General features: G+C 39.5%; 19 protein-coding genes. 17 read left to right on the top strand and 2 right to left on the bottom strand.

Annotated features, from left to right (window positions below; translation table 11 throughout):
* The first annotated feature begins 2 nt into the window (after positions 1-2).
* From OPF91_RS12040 to OPF91_RS11975, 14 genes are all read left to right on the top strand, one after another.
* Positions 3-1370: a cobyrinic acid a,c-diamide synthase CobB gene (locus tag OPF91_RS12040; protein WP_264988993.1), complete on the top strand. Its 1368-nt coding sequence runs from the start codon at positions 3-5 to the stop codon at positions 1368-1370.
* Complete coding sequence (locus tag OPF91_RS12035) at positions 1363-2001, top strand: precorrin-2 dehydrogenase/sirohydrochlorin ferrochelatase family protein (RefSeq protein ID WP_264988992.1); 639 nt, start codon at positions 1363-1365, stop codon at positions 1999-2001. Before OPF91_RS12040 ends, OPF91_RS12035 begins: the two co-directional genes overlap by 8 nt.
* Entirely contained in the window at positions 1998-2780 is a 783-nt protein-coding gene (gene cobA, locus OPF91_RS12030; RefSeq protein WP_264988991.1) for a uroporphyrinogen-III C-methyltransferase, read from the top strand. Before OPF91_RS12035 ends, cobA begins: the two co-directional genes overlap by 4 nt.
* On the top strand, positions 2777-3337 hold the full coding sequence (locus OPF91_RS12025) for a nitroreductase family protein (protein WP_264989153.1): 561 nt from the start codon (positions 2777-2779) through the stop codon (positions 3335-3337). The genes cobA and OPF91_RS12025 overlap by 4 nt, the downstream gene beginning before the upstream one ends.
* A gap of 17 nt (positions 3338-3354) precedes the next feature.
* Positions 3355-3891, top strand: coding sequence for a cob(I)yrinic acid a,c-diamide adenosyltransferase (locus OPF91_RS12020; RefSeq protein ID WP_264988990.1), 537 nt, complete (start codon positions 3355-3357; stop codon positions 3889-3891).
* 19 nt (positions 3892-3910) lie between these two features.
* Positions 3911-5404, top strand: coding sequence for a cobyric acid synthase (locus OPF91_RS12015; RefSeq protein ID WP_264988989.1), 1494 nt, complete (start codon positions 3911-3913; stop codon positions 5402-5404).
* Positions 5401-6240: a class I SAM-dependent methyltransferase gene (locus OPF91_RS12010; RefSeq protein ID WP_264988988.1), complete on the top strand. Its 840-nt coding sequence runs from the start codon at positions 5401-5403 to the stop codon at positions 6238-6240. The genes OPF91_RS12015 and OPF91_RS12010 overlap by 4 nt, the downstream gene beginning before the upstream one ends.
* A gap of 159 nt (positions 6241-6399) precedes the next feature.
* A complete protein-coding gene (gene rnz, locus OPF91_RS12005) occupies positions 6400-7335 on the top strand; it encodes a ribonuclease Z (RefSeq protein ID WP_264988987.1) in 936 nt (311 codons plus the stop codon).
* 207 nt (positions 7336-7542) lie between these two features.
* Positions 7543-9537 carry a methyl-accepting chemotaxis protein gene (locus tag OPF91_RS12000; RefSeq protein ID WP_264988986.1) on the top strand — a complete coding sequence of 665 codons (1995 nt, stop codon included), beginning with the start codon at positions 7543-7545 and terminating at the stop codon, positions 9535-9537.
* A gap of 81 nt (positions 9538-9618) precedes the next feature.
* Positions 9619-9855 carry a DUF4318 domain-containing protein gene (locus OPF91_RS11995; protein ID WP_264988985.1) on the top strand — a complete coding sequence of 79 codons (237 nt, stop codon included), beginning with the start codon at positions 9619-9621 and terminating at the stop codon, positions 9853-9855.
* 248 nt (positions 9856-10103) lie between these two features.
* The gene (locus OPF91_RS11990) at positions 10104-10559 is read left to right on the top strand and encodes a hypothetical protein (RefSeq protein ID WP_264988984.1); all 456 of its coding nucleotides are present in this window, start codon (positions 10104-10106) and stop codon (positions 10557-10559) included.
* A 274-nt stretch (positions 10560-10833) separates the two neighbouring features.
* A complete protein-coding gene (locus OPF91_RS11985; protein ID WP_264988983.1) occupies positions 10834-11277 on the top strand; it encodes a MarR family winged helix-turn-helix transcriptional regulator in 444 nt (147 codons plus the stop codon).
* Between the two features lie 54 nt (positions 11278-11331).
* On the top strand, positions 11332-12279 hold the full coding sequence (locus OPF91_RS11980; RefSeq protein WP_264988982.1) for a ring-cleaving dioxygenase: 948 nt from the start codon (positions 11332-11334) through the stop codon (positions 12277-12279).
* A 2-nt stretch (positions 12280-12281) separates the two neighbouring features.
* The gene (locus tag OPF91_RS11975; RefSeq protein ID WP_264988981.1) at positions 12282-13337 is read left to right on the top strand and encodes an LLM class flavin-dependent oxidoreductase; all 1056 of its coding nucleotides are present in this window, start codon (positions 12282-12284) and stop codon (positions 13335-13337) included.
* A gap of 151 nt (positions 13338-13488) precedes the next feature.
* Here OPF91_RS11975 and OPF91_RS11970 read toward each other — a convergent pair whose 3' ends face one another.
* Complete coding sequence (locus tag OPF91_RS11970) at positions 13489-13869, bottom strand: hypothetical protein (RefSeq protein ID WP_264988980.1); 381 nt, start codon at positions 13867-13869, stop codon at positions 13489-13491.
* A gap of 424 nt (positions 13870-14293) precedes the next feature.
* Here OPF91_RS11970 and OPF91_RS11965 point away from each other — a divergent pair, with 424 nt between their 5' ends.
* The 3 genes from OPF91_RS11965 to OPF91_RS11955 are packed head-to-tail and all read left to right on the top strand — an operon-like array spanning position 14294 to position 17844.
* Positions 14294-15046, top strand: coding sequence for a DeoR/GlpR family DNA-binding transcription regulator (locus tag OPF91_RS11965; RefSeq protein WP_264988979.1), 753 nt, complete (start codon positions 14294-14296; stop codon positions 15044-15046).
* On the top strand, positions 15043-15954 hold the full coding sequence (gene pfkB, locus OPF91_RS11960; protein WP_264988978.1) for a 1-phosphofructokinase: 912 nt from the start codon (positions 15043-15045) through the stop codon (positions 15952-15954). Before OPF91_RS11965 ends, pfkB begins: the two co-directional genes overlap by 4 nt.
* Positions 15955-15966: 12 nt before the next feature.
* Positions 15967-17844 (top strand): PTS fructose transporter subunit IIABC, encoded by a 1878-nt coding sequence (locus OPF91_RS11955; RefSeq protein ID WP_264988977.1) that lies wholly within the window; start codon positions 15967-15969, stop codon positions 17842-17844.
* 78 nt (positions 17845-17922) lie between these two features.
* On the opposite strand, the gene OPF91_RS11950 is transcribed toward OPF91_RS11955, so the two are convergent.
* Positions 17923-18561: an ABC transporter ATP-binding protein gene (locus OPF91_RS11950; RefSeq protein WP_264988976.1), complete on the bottom strand. Its 639-nt coding sequence runs from the start codon at positions 18559-18561 to the stop codon at positions 17923-17925.
* Positions 18562-19244 lie beyond the last annotated feature (683 nt).

The raw sequence follows: 19244 nt of genomic DNA, 5'->3' as shown, positions 1-19244 counted from the left end.
CTATGCAAACGCATCGCTTTGTGTTGGCAGGGACAGGTAGCGGTGTTGGGAAAACAACCTTCACCATTGGCCTAATGAAAGCTTTCCAAAATAAAGGCTACAACGTACAAGGCTTTAAATGTGGACCAGATTATATTGACCCAACCTATCATACAGCTGTAACAGGACGTAGCTCACGCAATATTGATAGCTGGATGTTTTCACAGGAGGCTGTACGCGATATTGTCGCTAGAGCAAGTAAGGATGCGGACGTTTCAATTATTGAAGGCGTCATGGGCTTTTATGATGGGAAAAGTCCATTATCAGATGAAGGCTCTGCGGCAGATATTAGTGTCATTACAGAAAGCCCAGTCATTTTAATCGTCAACTGTGCAAGTATGGCACGTAGTGTGGCGGCAGTGGTCAAGGGGTTTCAAATGTTATCCGATAAGCCAAATATTGTCGGTGTCATTGCCAATCAAGTAGGTAGTGTGGGGCATTATGAGATTGCGAAGGCAGCCATTGAGCAAGAATGTGGTATTCCTGTGATTGGCTATTTAAAGCGTGAGGAAGGGATTGCCATTCCAAGCCGGCATTTAGGGCTAGTGCCAGCGATTGAACGTGGTGAGCTCGATTCCTTTTTTGATAAGCTTGGTGCATTAATGGCTGACACGATTGATTTGGAGCAGTTGCTAGCCTTAACGACAGCACCTGTGTTAGAAGAAACGGCTCAGCTATTTGAGGAACAGCCTGCCCAAAATATTTGTATTGCTGTGGCAAAGGATGCCGCCTTTAATTTTTATTATGAAGAAAATCTGGCATTGCTACGTGCAAAAGGGGCAACATTGCAATTTTTCTCACCGCTTGCCAATGAGCCTGTGCCAGTAGAGGCAGATGGTTTATATATTGGTGGTGGCTTCCCAGAGGAATTTGCGGATGTGCTGGCTCAAAATGAAGTGGCGAAAGCATCTATTCGAGAAGCGATAGCTAAAGAACTGCCAACATTAGCGGAGTGTGGTGGCTTTATGTATTTAACAGAGGCGATTACGACAAGTCAAGGGGAACGCTATGACATGGTCGGCGTGATTACTGGTGAGGTAGCTATGCAAACAAAGCTTGCAGCACTAGGCTATCGTGAGATTTTTGGCACAGCTGAGAATTTTTTAATCGGTGCAGAGGAAACGGCGAAGGGACATGAATTCCATTATTCCAAGTATACTGGCGAACATCAAAGCCCTGCCTATGAAACAGTTGGACGCTTTGGCAAAAAGAAGGAAGGCTATCAAGCAAATAATCTAGTAGCAGGCTATACACATTTTCATTTTGTATCGAATCCCAAGCTGGTAGATAATTGGCTACTAGCTTGCAAGAAGGTGAAAAACAATGACTAATTATTTTCCAATTCATTTGAATCTTGACTATAAAAAAGCCGTGATTGTGGGTGGGGGACATGTAGCTTTACAAAAGGTGGCATCCTTGCTGCCAACAAAGGCTCAAATTGTAGTAATTAGCCCAGAGGTGACAGAGGGGTTACAGCCTTTTATAACAGCACAGCAAATTACGTGGCATAAAAAAGCATTCGAGCCAAGTGATTTAGATGATGCGATTTTAATTATTGCGGCAACAAATGATACAGCTGTTAATGAAGCAGTACAAGAGGCAGCACAGCATTGGCAGCTAGTGAATCGTGCAGATCAGCAGAGTGAGAGCGATTTTATTATGCCAGCTACAGTGCGTCGTGGACCACTCGTTTTAACGGTATCCACATCTGGTGCAAGTCCTGCCTTAGCACGGAAAATTAAAGCAGAGCTGGCTGAACAATTTGATGATGTTTATGACGACTATATCAGCTTTTTACAGCAGGCCCGCTTAATGATTACAGCAAAATTTGATAAAGGTGCACAAAGAAGAGCAGCATTACAAGCGTTATTAGCACCATCTTTATTAGAATGGACACGTAACGGAGAAATTGAACAGCGTGAAGCTTATTTACAACAATTATTGATGGGAGACACGCTATGAACAACGGAATCGTTTATTTAGTAGGTGCAGGGCCAGGTGATCCAAAGCTTATCACAGTCTATGGCTTGGAATGTATTCAAAAGGCAGATGTCATTGCCTATGATCGTCTAGTGAATCCAAAATTACTCGATCATGCCAAGCTAGATGCAGAGCTGATTTATTGTGGAAAAATGCCTGGTAAGCATCATCTGATTCAGGAGGAAATTCATACATTGCTTGTCGAAAAGGCACAGCAAGGTAAAGTGGTGACACGTTTAAAGGGTGGCGATCCTTTTGTGTTTGGACGTGGTGCAGAGGAGGCAGAAGTGTTACGACAGCATGGTATTCCATATGAAGTTGTACCAGGCATTACAGCAGGCATTGCTGCACCAGCTTATGCAGGGATACCTGTGACCCATCGTGATTTGGCAACAAGCTTTGCGATTGTGACGGGGCATGGGCGTGATGAAAAGGGGCAGGATTTTTTAGATTGGTCAGCTTTAGCAACAGGCATTGATACAGTGGCTTTTTATATGAGTGTTGGCAATATTGCGTATATTACGCGGAAGCTCATTGAACACGGTCGAGCTGCTTCTACGCCAGTAGCGGTCATTGAATGGGGCACAACAGAAAAACAACGTACGATAACAGGACAGCTAGATGAAATTGCTGTGATGATTGAACAGGAGGGCTACAGTAATCCGTCTATGATACTTGTTGGTGATGTAGTCAGCGTGCGTGAGAAGATTCAATGGTTTCAGGAGCAAGGAATTGAATGGAAAAAGGAGATAATCAAATGACGGTGATGGAAGCATTAAAAAAACGTCGAGCAATTCGTAATTACACGACACAGCCTGTTGAAAAAGAGAAACTAGCGCAAATTTTACAGGCAGCAACGTATGCACCGAATGACCGTATGCGTGAGCCATGGCATTTTTATGTGCTACAAGGGGAAGCGATGCAACGTTATGAAGCGTTGGCTTATGCCTATTTACAAGAGCGCTTCCCAACAAAGCCAAATTTGGTGGAAAGTTCTATTAAAGTTGTTCAAACAACACCCGTTGCGATTGTTGTTACGGCAGATATAGTAGAGGGTGATGAGGAGGCAACAAAGGATAATGTCTTTGCGGTATGTAGTGCCATTATGTCAATGTGGCTAGCAGCAGAGGAGCAAGGGCTTGGCTTTGTTTGGCGTACACGTGGTGTTGGACTTGTACATGATGCGCGTATGCATGCCTTTATTGGTGCAAGTGAGACACAGCAAGTTGTTGGCACAATTTTTATTGGTTATCCAGAGCAAGAGGAGCTAGCTGATAAAAAACGTACACCTTTTGAAGAAAAAACAACATGGCTGTAAAAGGAGGCAGGAGCTAGATGGCTAGAAAAGGCTTGTTGCTAGTATATACAGGAGATGGCAAGGGCAAAACGACTGCCTCGCTTGGTGTGACATTGCGTGCGGTTGGTCGAGGCTTGAAAGTGCGCTATATGCAGTTTATTAAATCACCAGAGCGAACATATGGTGAGCAAATCGCCCTGAGAAAGCTCGGTGTGGAGATGGAGCAAATGGGCATTGGCTTTACATGGACAAAAACACCTGAGGAGCATCGCCTTGCTTTAAAGAAAGCGTGGGGTAAGGTGAAAGTCGCTTTACAAGATGAAACGATTGACCTTTTGGTGCTAGATGAATTGAATAATGCCCTCGCTATTACGAAGTTTCCAATTGATGATGTGTTGCCATTAGCAGAGGTGTTAGAGGCAGTACAGCAACGTCCGTCCACAATGCATGTCGTCATTACAGGGCGCAGTGCACATCCAGCCTTGATTGCTATGGCGGATTTAGTGTCTACCATTGATGCAACGAAGCATTATTATGAGGAAGGTATACCAGCCGTCAAAGGGCTCGAATTTTAATCGCATGGAGGAATGATGAATGCCAGCAAAAGCAATTATGATTCAAGGAACGGCCTCAGATGTTGGCAAAAGCATGATTTGTACTGCCTTATGTCGTATTTTTTCCGATGATGGCTTGAAGGTTGTGCCCTTTAAGTCGCAAAATATGGCACTCAATTCATTTGTCACGCAGGATGGCGGAGAAATTGGGCGAGCACAGGGTGTACAGGCGGAAGCGGCTCGTGTAGTCGCAACAACTGATATGAACCCGATTTTACTAAAGCCCAAGCAGGACATGGTATCGGAGGTCATTGTGCATGGCAAGCATTTTTTGAATATGGATGCTAAAAGTTACCGCAATCAATTCGTACAAGAGGCAATGCCCATTGTGGAAAAATCTGTACGAACGTTACAACATACATATGATGTGATTGTGCTTGAAGGTGCAGGAAGCCCAGCAGAAATTAACTTAAAAGATCGAGATATTGCCAATATGCGTATGGCTCATTTAGCGGATGCAGCAGTTGTCCTTGTGGCAGATATTGACCGTGGCGGTGTTTTTGCCTCCATTGTTGGGACATTAGCCTTACTAGATGAAGATGAGCGTGCCCGTGTCAAAGGCTTGATTATTAATAAATTTCGAGGACTGCGTGAATTATTGGATGATGGTATTGAATGGGTGGAACGTGAAACAGGGATTCCAGTGCTTGGGGTGATTCCGTATGTGGATGTCAATATTGAGGCAGAGGATTCACTTGCTTTGTCGTCTCTACGCTTTAAAAAGCCAAAGCTTGGTGAATTTGCGATCGATGTGGCGATGCTTCGTTTACCACGTATTTCAAATTTTACGGATATTGACCCATTTTTTGATGAACCAGAAGTCGGTGTACGTTTAATTGGACATATCAAGGAATTAGGGACACCTGATTTACTTATCATTCCAGGGACAAAGAGCACAATGGATGATTTAGCATGGCTGAAGGAACAGGGCTTTGATGAAGCGATTCAAAAATTGCAGCAACAAGGCACACAAATTATCGGAATTTGTGGTGGCTTTCAAATGCTTGGGGAAACATTGCTTGACCCCGATGCAGTAGAGGGAGATGGCGAGGCGGCACAAGGTTTAGGGCTACTCCCCATTGAAACAGTATTTGTTGGGGATAAAAAGACGGTCCAAATGACAGGCACAAGAGGACAGGACACATTTACAGGCTATGAAATCCATCTTGGGCGTACAAAAATTTTACGTGAGGAAGTAGCACCATTTTTACAGCTAGCAGATGGGCGAGTAGATGGGGCTGTGAGTACCGATGAACAAGTAATCGGGACGTATTTCCATGGTTTATTCCATAATCGCTCGTTTACACGTCAGCTTGTTAATGCGCTGCGTGTAAAAAAAGGTTTAGTGGCACTACCAAGTGATGTAAAAAGTGATGCAGAACGTCGAGAGGATGCTTATAATATGCTGGCGAAGCATGTACGCACACATCTCGATATGCAAAAAGTTTATGAAATAGTAGGAGTATCCATATGACGAGAAAAGGTCCATTAGCCATTGATTATGAAGCATTATGGCAAGAGGGGATGAAGGATTGGCATGGGCATATGCCTGAACGAATGATTGATGATACCTTGGAGGAACAGTTTTGGGCGCAGTCAATTGCACGCAAAAAGATAAAGCAAACAGACCCCTATGCTACCTCTATTTATCAGGAAATTGAAAAATGGATTCAGCCTGAGCATTCAGTCATTGAAATTGGACCAGGTTGGGGCAATTATACCTTTCCTTTAGCCACTAAAGCACGTCAATTAACATGTGTCGATAGCTCAGAAAGTGTCTTGCAGTATTTAGCTGCCTGTATGTCAAATCAGTCACATATTTCCTATGTACATGCCAAATGGGAGAATCTTGCCGAAGAAGAGCTAATGCCACATGATATTGTGGTGGGCGTGAACTGTTTTTATCGAATGTATGAAATTAAAGTAGCGCTCACACATATGAATCGTTTAGCAAAAAAGCGTGCTATTATTGGCATGACAACAGGACCGATTCAGCCACATTATGAAGTTTTATATGAGCAATATGGCTACGCTATTAAATTTCCCCGTCGAGATTATATTGAATTTTTAAATTTGCTGTATGAAATGGATATATATGCAGAGTGCAAAATTATTCCCTTAGAAAGAGTATATGAATATGAAACATACGACCAGCTTGTCACTGTGCAAAGTAAAAAAATACTACAGGCTGATTTTGAGCGTTCACATGTTGAGCAAGCACTTGCACCATTTATCGAGGAACGAGATGGACGTTATTATTATCGACATGATTTCCATGCAGCCCTTGTTTCTTGGGAACCAAAATTGTAAATATGAATGGCTGGAGCTCTGTCTAGAACAGAATTTCAGCTATTTTCTTTTGATTGGGATTTGAAGCTAGAAGTGTTTCATGTCATACAAAACAATTTCCAACCACTATTACAGTAGGATACAATAGGACGATAGAGAACAGGAAACGAGGTGGCGTATATGCAGCTACATTTTTTAGGAACAGGCGCAGGAATGCCTTCAAAGGAGCGTAATACAAGTGCGTTAATGGTCAAGTTGCTGGATGAAGTGGGGGAAATGTGGTTAGTGGATTGTGGCGAGGCGACACAGCACCAAATTTTATATACCTCGCTCAAGCCACGAAAGGTGACAAAAATCTTTATTACGCATTTGCATGGAGATCATATTTTTGGTTTACCAGGCTTTTTGAGTTCTCGTTCCTTTCAAGGTGGGGATGAGCCGTTAACAATCTTTGGACCAAAGGGGTTACAGCAATGGCTAGAGCAAACCTTTGCCTTATCCAAAACACATCTAACCTATCCCATACACTTTGTGGAAGTTCATGATGGCATAGTATATGAAGATGCTCACTTTATAGTCTATGCACAATCTTTGCGTCATGTTGTGCCATGCTTTGGCTATCGTATTGAGCAAAAGGAGTTGCCTGGGGAATTATTGATGGAGAAAGTGCAAACATTTGGTGTGCCAAAAGGGCCGTTATTAGGACAGTTAAAGCAGGGGCAAGATGTTATGTTGAGTAATGGGACAGTTGTGAAGGCAATCGATGTTGTAGCACCACCGAGAAAAGGCTTTACATTAACGATTTTAGGCGATACTAAATATTGTGATGAGGCCATTATCCTAGCAAAGCAGGCAGATATTGTGATTCATGAAGCAACGTTTGATGGGCACACAACAGAATTAGCCGCAAGCTATGGACACTCAACAAATGTAGAAGCGGCAATGGTAGCCAAACAGGCAGGTGCTCAAACTTTATTGCTCAACCATTTAAGTGCACGATTTTTACCACAAGATTTACCTCATTTTTTAGCAGAGGCACAGGCTATTTTTCCACAAACATATTTAACGGCAGATCAAGCTGTCTTTAGTTGGGGGAATAATCAGCTATCTTATTAAACATTCTTCTTTATTAAGGAAATTGAATGAGATTTGACTAATTTCCGTGATATATTTGTAATGGTTTTATTTTCTCTAAGTGTGACTATTGTGGCAGATTACTAACAATTTACCTTGAAGTTAATTAATTATTTCAATTTGAATGAAAATTATTTACAATAGAGAAAATTAATGCTGTATGGATAGAACGTGTTAGGGGGATTGTCTATGAGGAAGTCGATGAAGTGGAAGATGATTGTGGAAATTATGACTGTTGTTGTGCTAGTGATTGGTGCATTTTCTGTTTATATTTTTCAATCGACGAATAAAAGTGTCAAAAGTAATGGAGAGGCACTTGCTAATTCGATTGTGATGGGAATGGAAGGCGCGATTCACTCTAGAGAAAAAGCCGAGGAGATTATGGAAAAGGAAATGGTTGCCGAATCGGTGATGGCTTCTTATATTATCGATAAGGGGGCAACATTTGAGGATTTAAAGGCCATTGCTGAACGTGGTGGCATTGATGAAATTTGGAGTACAGATGATAAAGGGAACACAGGTGTCACATCTGTAGCACCAACTGTTGACTTCAATTTCGGTGCAGATCCAGATGGTCAAGCTGCTGAATATATGCAGCTATTGGATGGTCGTGCTACGGAAATTATACAAAAAGCACAAATACGGGATGTAGATGACCAGTTTTATAAATTTGTTGGTGTGAGCAGTTGGAACCCAGCTACACCACAAATTGTACAAATTGGCCGAAATGGGCAGCAATTAGTAGCTTTAGAGGAAAGTATTGGAAGTGAATATTACATAAATGAATTGAAAAAGCATCTATCCGATACCATATTATTTGCGGCTATTGTGGATCAAGACGGGCAAGCAGTTGTTGCGACAACGGATAGCAAACTAGAGAGTATTGGCTTTACAAACAAGCGCTTTGCAGATAATAAATCTACAGAATTTTCCGGGAAATATGATGGGGTACGTGTTACACAATATGTAAAACCATTATCGAATGGCACATATTTAGCCATTGTAGTATCTAATGGGGTATTGTCAAATATTCTACTAGGTACACTAGTGGCATTTGTCATTGCAGTAGCTGCGATTTTCTTTATGACGAACTTCACCGTGACGAAACAAACATCACGTATTTTAAATGTGCGTAATTCATTAGAAGAAATCAGTCATGGAGAAGCCGATTTAACGAAGCGTATTCAAGTGACATCTAATGATGAAATCGGTCAATTGGTCACATCCTTTAATGGTATGATGGAAAATTTCCAGCATATTATGATGGCTTTACGAGAGGATGCTATTCAAATTAAAGCGGCGACCTATGTGATTCATGAAAACGCACATCAAACACTTGATTCATCTAAGGTTATTCAAGAGGAGTCTCAGCAGGTAGCACAGGCTTCCGTGACACAACTAGCAAATACAGAGGATACGACATGCTCGATGGAAGAATTGGCAAAAAGTATTCAGCATATTTCAGAGTCCATTACTGAAATTTCAACGATTTCTCGTAGTACAGAAGAAAATGCGCACAACGGCTTGCAAATTATGAATCGTTTCCAAACACAATTGCTTGAAATTAATGATAAAACAGCGTTATCAGTTGTCAGTACACAGGAATTAGAGAAATTGTCCAACATGATTGGTGAATTTACTAATGTGATTACAGGTATTTCTGATCAAACGAATTTATTAGCATTGAATGCGTCTATTGAGGCAGCGCGTGCTGGTGAAGCTGGAAAAGGCTTTGCGGTCGTGGCAGATGAGGTGCGCAAGCTAGCAGAGCAATCCAAAGAAGCAGCTGATCGTATTGCCGATGTAGTAGTCAATGTGCAACGTGAAACAGCAAATATTGTTACAGCAATCCATTCCACAGCAGATGTTTTACAGAATGGCCGCTCGATTGCTAGTGAAGCACAGCAATCCTTTGAAGGCATTAATCACGATGTACAAATATTAGCGAAGCAAGTGGATTTAGTGTCTAGCGCAACGGAAGAAATTGCTGCCAGCACAGAGGAAGTAACCGCAACAATGGAGGATATTTCATCATTAGCTAAACAAACAACATCTAATGTCGAGGCAGTTGCACATAAAGCACAAGACCAAGCAACAAGCATGAATGATATGACAACGATTATCGATAGCCTAAATGCGACAGCGGAAAGCTTACAGCAATCAGCAGGGAAATATAAGGTATAAAGGATAAACGCGTAAAATCGCACAAATATTTGGTGATTTTACGTGTTTTTATTTATAATAAATGGAAAGGGGTGATGTGAAATGAGATTTTTCAAGAAATTGAGAAACAAAGGTTTTTTGATTGAGCTGCATGAAGCATTGACTTATCCATCGGCTAAAGTGATTTGTGAGGCAGTTGAAAAACATGTGACCGACAAAGAATTTTTATTATTTGAAAGCACCGAAAAGCCTGTGACATTCTATCTTGATGATGTGCTATATCGTGTAGAGATTAAGTTGGCATATGGTGGGTATATTTTACATTGTAAGGAAGCATAAAAAGGGGGTTGAGAAATTTTTCTTGACCTCCTTAAATTATTTTCAATAGCACGACACTTAACATAGGTAAAACAAAGGCGCTGATGGTAGGACAGATAATTTGTAAATGTTTGGACAATTCAATACACATCTGTTCCATATCACAGAGCATTACGTCTAAAAAGAAATGATAAATATTGAAAACAAATGAATGAAAAATATAGTTATTTATTATATAAAAAGAAATTAAATATAGGCGGAGGGTATTTATGCATGAATTTTTTTTGATAAAAAAGACCGAAACACAAGATGACGATTTTTTTAATAATTTTTATAGAAATAGAGACAATCACAAGGATATAATTGTTGATTACATTACAATTGAAATTAAAGTATTTGATTATATTTTTGATTCACTTACATGGATTCCATGTATGAACCCCGCCTTGCCAGGAAAACCTATGGAAGTAGGGATTAATCATATTGGGATAACACTATTTGATGAAAATTCAGCTTCTTCCCTTATTTCTATTTTTACTGCTTGGAGAGATTTATTTAAAAATGGTCCAAGTGTAATCAAAAGGCTTATTTATTTCCATGATTACACTGATGAGGATTTATTGACTTTTGATAGAGATGACACTTTAGAAAATTTTGAAAAATTCATTGATCTATCTAAACAGTTGTCTGATGGCAAGTACTACCTATATCATTGTGGTATATGAAGACTAAAAACAATGTTACATTGAGCAGAAAGCGCTAAGAATGAATTCTATTTTTAAACTAGAGATATAAAAAGGGGGTTGAGAAATTTCTCTCAGCCTCCTTAAATCGTTTTTAATAACACGAAAATCAGAATTGAAAATGAACGATATATGAAGGTTATAACCTAAAGTTATAGGTTTGATGAAATTATCTTGAATTCAAAATAAATAACTTGCTTTTTTATCACTTGCGTAGTAAAGTGATAATAGAAATACAAAATGAGTAGGTGAAACGATGGAAAAGCATACATTAGGCTCTTTAACTTGGCTACGGATGATGCGCTTTACGACAAAAAGTAATCAATTATCTGATGAATTTTTAAAACGTTTCGATTTAACAACAGCTCAGTTTGATGTATTAATACAAATCAAAACCTATGCGCCATTGACCCAATCACAGCTTGCTGACAAAGTGACTGTGACGCAGGGGGGGATGTCTCGGATGCTGGCTCGTCTTGAAAAAGAAGGGCTGATTGAACGCAAACAGCAATGGAAAACAAAAGCCATTTCACTGACGGCAAAAGGTGAACAAATAATAGATACCGCAACACCTAATCAGCTTCAGTTCCAAACATCTTTTTTTGAGGAAGTGTTAACGGAGGAAGAGTTAAAATCGTTATATACAGTTATGACAAAATTAGATAAGCATAGTCGTGAAAAAAAATTGCCACCAGTGTAATTTTTTTTACCACATCACTTGCTTAATCAACTGATAAATTAGGAGGAATTACTTATGTTAAGTGGACATCATCATATTTCAATGTTAACGAAAAATGGCAAAGAAAATCATTATTTTTATACAACTATTTTAGGCTTACGTCTAGTGAAAAAGACGGTCAATCAAGATGCACCTTCCATGTATCATTTATTTTATGGTGATGCAGCAGGGGCGGCAGGTACAGAATTAACCTTTTTTGAAATGCCAGTTGCGGGGCGCACGGTTCGAGGTACAAATGCCATTACACGTATTGGCTTATTAGTACCAAGCTATGACAGCTTAGTGTATTGGCAGAAACGCTTCGAGCAATTGGGTGTTACACATAGTGAAATCACTACTTATGCTGGCAAAGATGCCTTATTATTTGAGGATCATGAAGGCTTGCGAATGGTGCTGTTGAATCACAATAATCAAGCTATACCTTCCGCATGGCAAGCATGGGATGGCTCAAAAATCCCTGCTGAACACCGTATTTTAGGCATGGGCACAGTGGAAATAACAGTGCGCTCTATTGAACGTACAATGAGCGTCTTACAAGAATTATTCCAGTATACTGTCGTAGCAGAAAAGGATAATGAAGTATTAGTGCAATCTGTTGAGGGCGAAGTATTTGGAGAAATTTTAGTGAAAGAGCTAGAAGGACCAAGCGAAAAACCTGGACGAGGTAGTGTGCATCATTTGGCACTACGTGTGGCAACAGTAGAAGAATTGCAGGAATGGAACGCTAAAGTTAAAGCAAGAGGCTATGATAGCTCAGGTGTTGTGGATCGCTTTTATTTCCAAAGCCTGTACTTTAGAGATCGCAATGGTATTTTATTTGAGATGGCCACAGATGGACCAGGCTTTACAGCGGATTCATCCATCGAGGACTTAGGGAAAAACTTAGATTTACCACCATTTTTAGAGGGGAAACGTGCAGATATTGAGGCATTGTTAGAACCGTTAAATGAAGAGGAGAGATAACCATGGAAAACTATCGTATTGATCCATCAAAAGGCATGGAATTTGGACTATATTCATTAGGTGATCATATCCCGAATCCATTAACAGGTGAACGTGTATCAGCACAGCAACGTTTAGGCGAAATGATTGAAGCAAGCCAACTAGCAGAGCAGGCAGGCATTGATGTATTCGCTGTAGGAGAAAGTCATCAGTCTTATTTTACAACACAGGCACATACAGTTGTACTTGGAGCGATTGCACAAGCTACCTCTAACATTAAATTAGCAAGTTCTGCGACAGTGCTTAGTGTATCAGACCCTGTGCGTGTTTATGAGGATTTTGCGACAATTGATTTAATCTCAAATGGTCGTGCAGAGATTGTGGCAGGTCGTGGCTCTCGTGTTGGGGCATATGAATTATTTGGCGTTGATTTACATGATTATGAGGAAATTTTTGAAGAAAAATTAGCATTATTAAAGCAAATCAATGAGGGGGAGCTGATTACGTGGGAGGGTAAATTCCGTACACCTTTACGCAATACGCAAATTTTGCCACAGCCGAAAACAGGCTCCTTACCCATTTGGCGTGCAGTTGGTGGACCTCCAGCTAGTGCGATTAAAGCAGGGTATATGGGCATTCCAATGATGCTGACAACATTAGGTGGACCTGCTATTCGTTTTAAAGCCTCTGTGGATGCTTACCGTGAAGCAGCAGATCGCAGTGGCTTTGACCCGCAAACATTGCCTATTGCGACAACGAGTTTATTTTATGTGGCTGATACAACAAAAGAGGCATTGGAAGGCATGTATCCACATTTAAACGGTGGTTTTCAAGCGATTCGTGGTAGTGGCTACCCGATGCAGCAATTTGCTGAAGCACCTGCCGTTCAAGATGCGTTGATGGTGGGCAGTAAAGAGGAAATCACTGAAAAGCTGTTGTACCAATATGAGTTATTTGGTATGCAACGCTTTATGGCACAAATTGATTTTGGCGGTGTACCGTTTGAGAAAATCATGAAAAATATTGAGTTGATTGGTAATGATATTATACCTGCGATAAAAAAATATACGAAAGCATAATCGAAAGAGGCTGTTGGTTAAATCTACAGCCTCTTTTGTAATGGTTTATCTTATAATGCTTCATAGCCAACTGTCATAACATAGCGTAATAAAGTGAACAATAAATAGTGTTCCTAACATCTCCAATCTCTGCCTTCATCTAAATTCCTATTTAACTTTCTTTAGTAGGTGTATTCATAACCACTCTCCATTGGTCTTTTTCAAAGGTTAGCGTTATCTTTGCAGAAAGTGAACCCTCATTTGAACGATACTTACTCGCTTCGATTATCATATTTTCCTTATTATCTGATTGCACTTGCTTTTCTATTTTTAACAAAATTCCTTTAAGTGTAGTTCTTGGCTGATTATATAATCCTTCTTGAATTAACTGTTCATAGGTGTGATTATAAATCTTTATATGATATTTGCTATGAAGGTAATCCTCTATGCTCTTCTTATCAGAATCACTTAAAGGCAGCTCTTGGTTGTAGTCCAGAGAAATATACTGCATGTTTTCATTAAGAGCTGTATCTGTTGAAATTAATTCATCCAACGCTAAAAAATAAGGCTCACTTAATCGATTCTCTGAACCAGTAACGTCATTCGAGCAACCCGAAATGAGAAAAATCATCATAACACTGAAGATAAAATAAATCGACTTATTTTTTATGGTATGTCCCTCCTTGTTCTCAGTTACCTACATGAACGTAAAAAAACAAAAATGTTGTAACCTCAAATACGGTTTAGACTAAATAGTATTTTTTTGCTCTTCTAGACGATAGCACAGTTGAACTTCATTTTAAATGTTAGTGAAATCAAACCTGTGGGCGTCTGAACGATTTCGTAAAATTTCTTTTAAATAGTCAATAGATAAAAGAAAATGATAGTTTATGAATGTTTTTGAAAGAAAGTTGTTGATTTTTCGGAACATTTCCTCTACTATAAAGGCAAAGATAGCTGATAGGGAGGTGTGACAAATGCTAACCGCTGAACGGCATCGTTTAATCCGTGATTTATTAAAGAAACAAGACATTGTAAATATTCAAGAATTGATGGAATTGACGGAGGCTTCCGAATCCACTATTCGGCGAGATTTAACACAGCTAGAGCATGCGAAATTTTTAAAGCGCATACATGGTGGTGCAGCAAGATTACAAGGCAAGTTGGATGAACAAAGCGTGGTCGAAAAATCCGCCAAAAACCTTCAAACAAAAATGGCCATTGCCAAATTAGCGGCAAGCTTTGTGGAAGATGGCGATTGTATTTATCTAGATGCAGGTACAACGGTGTATCAAATGATTCCTTATTTACAGCAGAAAAAAATTGTGGTGGTGACCAATAGTGTCCACCATTTAGATGCGTTAATCGTAGGAGGCATTAAGACATACTTAGTCGGCGGTGAAATTAAATACACCACAAAGGCGATGATTGGTCGAGGTGCTTTTAGTAGTTTACAGCAATATCGCTTTGATAAATGCTTTATGGGGATGAACGGCATTCATGCCACATATGGTTACACAACGCCTGATCCTGAGGAAGCGATGATTAAACAAGCGGCTATCCATTTGTCACGTGAGGCTTATATACTCGCCGATGAATCAAAGTTCAATGAAGTGTCCTTTGCAGAAGTGGCTGCATTACATGAAGCGACGATTTTAACAAATGCTATTGAAGCAAGCACCTTAAAGGCACTAAAAACAAAAACCACAGTAAAGGTTGTGACAGGATGATTTACACAATGACATTAAATCCATCGATTGATTACATCGTGGAACTGGACACTTTTGAACTAGGTGGATTGAACAAAATTCAAAAAGAAGCAAAATTTCCAGGTGGCAAGGGCATTAATGTTTCTCAAGTGCTCCAACGATTAGGGGCAACAAGCAAAGCACTTGGTTTTATCGGTGGCTTTACAGGGAAATACATTGCAGATGCGCTAAAAGCAAAAGGCATTGATGCACAATTTGTAGCAGTACAAGGAGATACACGCATTAATATTAAATTAAAAACAGGGCAAGAAACGGAAATTAATGGGCAAGGACCAATTATTAGCGAAGAAGAATTAACGCAATTATTCCAAATCGTAGAGCAATTAACGGCTAGAGATACGCTTGTATTAGCAGGAAGTATTCCACAGTCCATTCCTGCTTCGATTTATGAAACATTAGCTCAAATGGTGACGCAAAAGGGTGCAAAGGTTGTAGTTGATGCCACAGGTGAGGTATTGATGAATGTATTGCCACACCGTCCGTTCTTAATTAAGCCAAACCATCATGAATTAGGGGAACTGTTTGATGTCAAAATTGAAACGGTGGAGGAAGCGATTCCGTATGGTAAACGTTTAGTAGAAATGGGCGCACAGCATGTCATTGTGTCGATGGCTGGCGCAGGAGCCTTGTTATTTAGTCCAAACATTTCACTTTATGCCAATGTACCAAAAGGCACGCTGAAGAATTCTGTCGGTGCAGGAGACTCCGTTGTTGGTGGATTCCTTAGTGCATATATGCATACAGGGGATGTGGAACAATCCTTTGCTTACGGGGTAGCATCTGGTAGTGCAACAGCATTTTCATTGGAATTATGTACAAAAGAGCAAGTAGAGGCGCTTTTACCTCAAATTCAATTAACACAAGTATAAGGGGGAGTTTGTATGAAAATTACAGAGCTATTAAAAAAAGAGACAATTATTTTACAATTAGCTTCATCATCCAAAGCAACTGTTATTGATGAATTGGTCAATCAATTAGATGCAGCAGGTCGTCTAGCTGATAAAGATGCATTTAAAGAAGCCATTTTAGCTCGTGAAGCGCAAAGCACAACAGGGATTGGGGAAGGCATTGCGATTCCACATGCGAAAACAAGTGCTGTTCGCATACCAGCTTTAGCATTTGGACGTTCAACGGCAGGGATTGACTATGAAGCATTGGACGGTCAGCCAAGTCATTTATTCTTTATGATTGCAGCTCCAGAGGGCGCGAATAATACACATTTAGAAACATTATCACGTTTATCGATGTTATTAATGGATGCTTCTTTCCGTGAAAAATTGCTTGCAGTAAACACAGAGGAAGAAGTTTTAGCGCTGATTGACCTTCATGATCAAGATGAAGAAGAGGAAGAAGTCATTGTGGAAGCACCAGTGACAAGCAGTGGCAAAATGAAAATTTTAGCGGTAACAGCTTGTCCAACAGGAATTGCACACACTTATATGGCTGCGGATGCATTGAAAAAGAAAGCGGATGAGCTAGGCGTTGACATGAAAGTTGAAACAAATGGTTCCACAGGTGTCAAAAATGCATTAACGGCAGCGGAAATTGCTGAAGCTACAGCGATTATCGTTGCTGCTGATAAACAAGTCGAAATGGCACGTTTTGCAGGCAAGCATGTGATTCAAGTACCTGTAGCTGATGGTATCCGTAAAACAGAAGCATTGATTGAGCGTGCGATGAAACAAGATGCACCTATTTATCAAAGCACAGGTAATGAAACTTCGGGGCAAAAGGAAAAACAAGGTTCAGGTTTCTATAAACATTTAATGAATGGTGTATCCAATATGCTACCATTCGTTGTTGGTGGCGGTATTTTAATTGCTATTTCTTTTATGTTCGGTATTCATGCATCCGATCCAAATGATCCGTCCTATCATCCAATTGCAGAGGCGTTAAATACAATTGGTGGTGGTAATGCATTTGGCTTAATGATTCCAGTGCTAGCTGCCTTTATTGCGATGAGTATTGCGGATCGACCAGGTTTTGCACCAGGTATGGTCGGCGGTTTGATGGCAGCAACAGGTGGCGCAGGCTTTTTAGGCGGTTTGATTGCAGGTTTCTTAGCTGGTTATATTGTAGTAGGCTTGAAAAAAGTATTTAATGGTTTACCAGCATCACTTGAAGGTATTAAACCAGTGCTTTTATATCCATTATTCGGTATTTTAATAACAGGTATCATTATGATGTTCGTTGTTGTCGATCCAGTACGAGCAGCAAATGAAGCATTAATTGGTTGGTTAGAGGGCTTAGGTACAGGGAATTTAGTATTATTAGGCTTATTGCTTGGCGGTATGATGGCCATTGATATGGGTGGTCCGATTAATAAAGCGGCCTTCACATTCGGTATTGCGATGATTGGCTCAGGAAATTTTGGACCACACGCAGCGGTAATGGCAGGTGGTATGGTACCACCATTAGGCTTAGCATTGGCAACAACATTCTTTAAAAGTAAATTTACAAAAGCAGAAAAAGATGCAGGGAAAACATGTTACATTATGGGGGTATCCTTTATTACAGAGGGTGCGATTCCATTTGCGGCTGCAGACCCAGCACGTGTTATTCCAGCAGCAGTGATTGGTTCAGCAATAGCAGGGGCATTGACAATGGTATTTGGCATTGGACTACCAGCGCCACATGGTGGGCTATTCGTTTTCCCAGTAGTAGAAGGCAATCCGTTCTTATACTTATCAGCTATACTAATTGGGGCAGTGGTAACGGCTGTGATTGTAGGGCTAATGAAAAAACCAGTGAGTGAATAATTAAAAACAGCTTGTTCGCATTTGATGCGGGCAAGCTGTTTTGTTAGATTGGAATAGAAAGATGTTGATATACGGGAGCTAATGGTGTTGTGTTAATTCGCCATTATCCATTTTATACACACTATCACATAAAAGAGATATATCTTCAGCATTATGACTAGCTAGTAAAATAGTCATTCCTTGTTTTTTGAAATCTATGAGCATATTGCGAATATCTGATACACCTGATTCATCAAGTCCATTCATTGGTTCATCCAAAATTAAAAGTTTTGGTTTTTCCATAATGGCTTGGGCAATTCCAAGACGTTGCTTCATACCAAGGGAATATTTACGTACGGCACTTGTATCATCTGGATTTAGACCAACTAAAGTTATGACCTTTCTTATATCTTCCTCAGTCACACGATTTTGAATAGACCCTAATAATTTTAAATTACGAAAACCTGAATAGTGTGGCAGAAAACCAGGAATATCTAACAAAGCGCCAAAATTTTTAGGAAATTTTCCCGTTCCAATATCTTCATCGAAAACTTTTATTACACCTTTCGATGGAACAAGAAGTCCAGCAATTGTTTTAAACAATATGCTTTTACCAGAACCATTTCTTCCTATCACTCCGTATATTCCTGGAGTATCTATCTTCATTTGAATATTTTTTAGCAATGTACGATTCTTTATTTCTTTCGATAAATTTTGTATTTCTAGTATAGTATTCATTATATATTCTCCTTTATTCATGTCGCATAAAAAGATACTCTCTACGGGCTTTAACTATCCTAAAATTAATAATAATTAACACAACGATACTTATTAATATGCAAAAATAACACCAAATCAATGAATAATTATTTAATTCGTGAAAGGCAAATAAACCATATGTTAAGGGCAACCATTTTAACGCATTAGGAAAGATGCTCCCTATTGTTATAGATAGGATAAAGCACATAATGGTTAACAAAAAAGTAAAAGAAAGATTATCTATTAAAAAAATAAAAAATAAATGGATTAACACTAATAAAAAAACGGATAGGATGAGTAAACAAAATTGGTTAATAATCAAATTTAGATAATTAGAAGTGTATAAATAATTTAATAGCTGAATCCAATCAGCTGATACGTTTTCTCTTGGTATAAAAGTAACAACACCTAAAGTTGTAAAAAAACCTATTGTAAAAGTTAAGAAAACAAAAATAAACAATACAATAATAAGACTGTAAAACCAATGACTCAAACTTTTCATATGTAACAGTAAATAGACTGTTCGTTCTTTTATTTCCGTATTCATAAATAAACCAAATATAATTAAAATAGGCAATAAAATCAATATACATCTAAACAAATCTAGCTTGAAATTTATTGGCAAATAAAACATAAATATGGTTGCCTGTATATTCCCTTGA

The sequence above is a fragment of the Lysinibacillus piscis genome (genome assembly GCF_026012395.1).
Taxonomy (GTDB): domain Bacteria; phylum Bacillota; class Bacilli; order Bacillales_A; family Planococcaceae; genus Lysinibacillus; species Lysinibacillus piscis.
Note: the sequence above shows the minus strand (reverse complement) of the source record. Positions and strands in the feature narration are given on the sequence as shown.

What these genes read in the sequence shown, in the direction of transcription:
- OPF91_RS12040 (WP_264988993.1), top strand. Translation starts at nt 3, where the DNA reads ATGCAAACGCATCGCTTTGTGTTGGCAGGGACAGGTAGCGGTGTTGGG.
- OPF91_RS12035 (WP_264988992.1), top strand. Translation starts at nt 1,363, where the DNA reads ATGACTAATTATTTTCCAATTCATTTGAATCTTGACTATAAAAAAGCC.
- cobA (WP_264988991.1), top strand. Translation starts at nt 1,998, where the DNA reads ATGAACAACGGAATCGTTTATTTAGTAGGTGCAGGGCCAGGTGATCCA.
- OPF91_RS12025 (WP_264989153.1), top strand. Translation starts at nt 2,777, where the DNA reads ATGACGGTGATGGAAGCATTAAAAAAACGTCGAGCAATTCGTAATTAC.
- OPF91_RS12020 (WP_264988990.1), top strand. Translation starts at nt 3,355, where the DNA reads ATGGCTAGAAAAGGCTTGTTGCTAGTATATACAGGAGATGGCAAGGGC.
- OPF91_RS12015 (WP_264988989.1), top strand. Translation starts at nt 3,911, where the DNA reads ATGCCAGCAAAAGCAATTATGATTCAAGGAACGGCCTCAGATGTTGGC.
- OPF91_RS12010 (WP_264988988.1), top strand. Translation starts at nt 5,401, where the DNA reads ATGACGAGAAAAGGTCCATTAGCCATTGATTATGAAGCATTATGGCAA.
- rnz (WP_264988987.1), top strand. Translation starts at nt 6,400, where the DNA reads ATGCAGCTACATTTTTTAGGAACAGGCGCAGGAATGCCTTCAAAGGAG.
- OPF91_RS12000 (WP_264988986.1), top strand. Translation starts at nt 7,543, where the DNA reads ATGAGGAAGTCGATGAAGTGGAAGATGATTGTGGAAATTATGACTGTT.
- OPF91_RS11995 (WP_264988985.1), top strand. Translation starts at nt 9,619, where the DNA reads ATGAGATTTTTCAAGAAATTGAGAAACAAAGGTTTTTTGATTGAGCTG.
- OPF91_RS11990 (WP_264988984.1), top strand. Translation starts at nt 10,104, where the DNA reads ATGCATGAATTTTTTTTGATAAAAAAGACCGAAACACAAGATGACGAT.
- OPF91_RS11985 (WP_264988983.1), top strand. Translation starts at nt 10,834, where the DNA reads ATGGAAAAGCATACATTAGGCTCTTTAACTTGGCTACGGATGATGCGC.
- OPF91_RS11980 (WP_264988982.1), top strand. Translation starts at nt 11,332, where the DNA reads ATGTTAAGTGGACATCATCATATTTCAATGTTAACGAAAAATGGCAAA.
- OPF91_RS11975 (WP_264988981.1), top strand. Translation starts at nt 12,282, where the DNA reads ATGGAAAACTATCGTATTGATCCATCAAAAGGCATGGAATTTGGACTA.
- OPF91_RS11965 (WP_264988979.1), top strand. Translation starts at nt 14,294, where the DNA reads ATGCTAACCGCTGAACGGCATCGTTTAATCCGTGATTTATTAAAGAAA.
- pfkB (WP_264988978.1), top strand. Translation starts at nt 15,043, where the DNA reads ATGATTTACACAATGACATTAAATCCATCGATTGATTACATCGTGGAA.
- OPF91_RS11955 (WP_264988977.1), top strand. Translation starts at nt 15,967, where the DNA reads ATGAAAATTACAGAGCTATTAAAAAAAGAGACAATTATTTTACAATTA.
- OPF91_RS11950 (WP_264988976.1), bottom strand. Translation starts at nt 18,561, where the DNA reads ATGAATACTATACTAGAAATACAAAATTTATCGAAAGAAATAAAGAAT.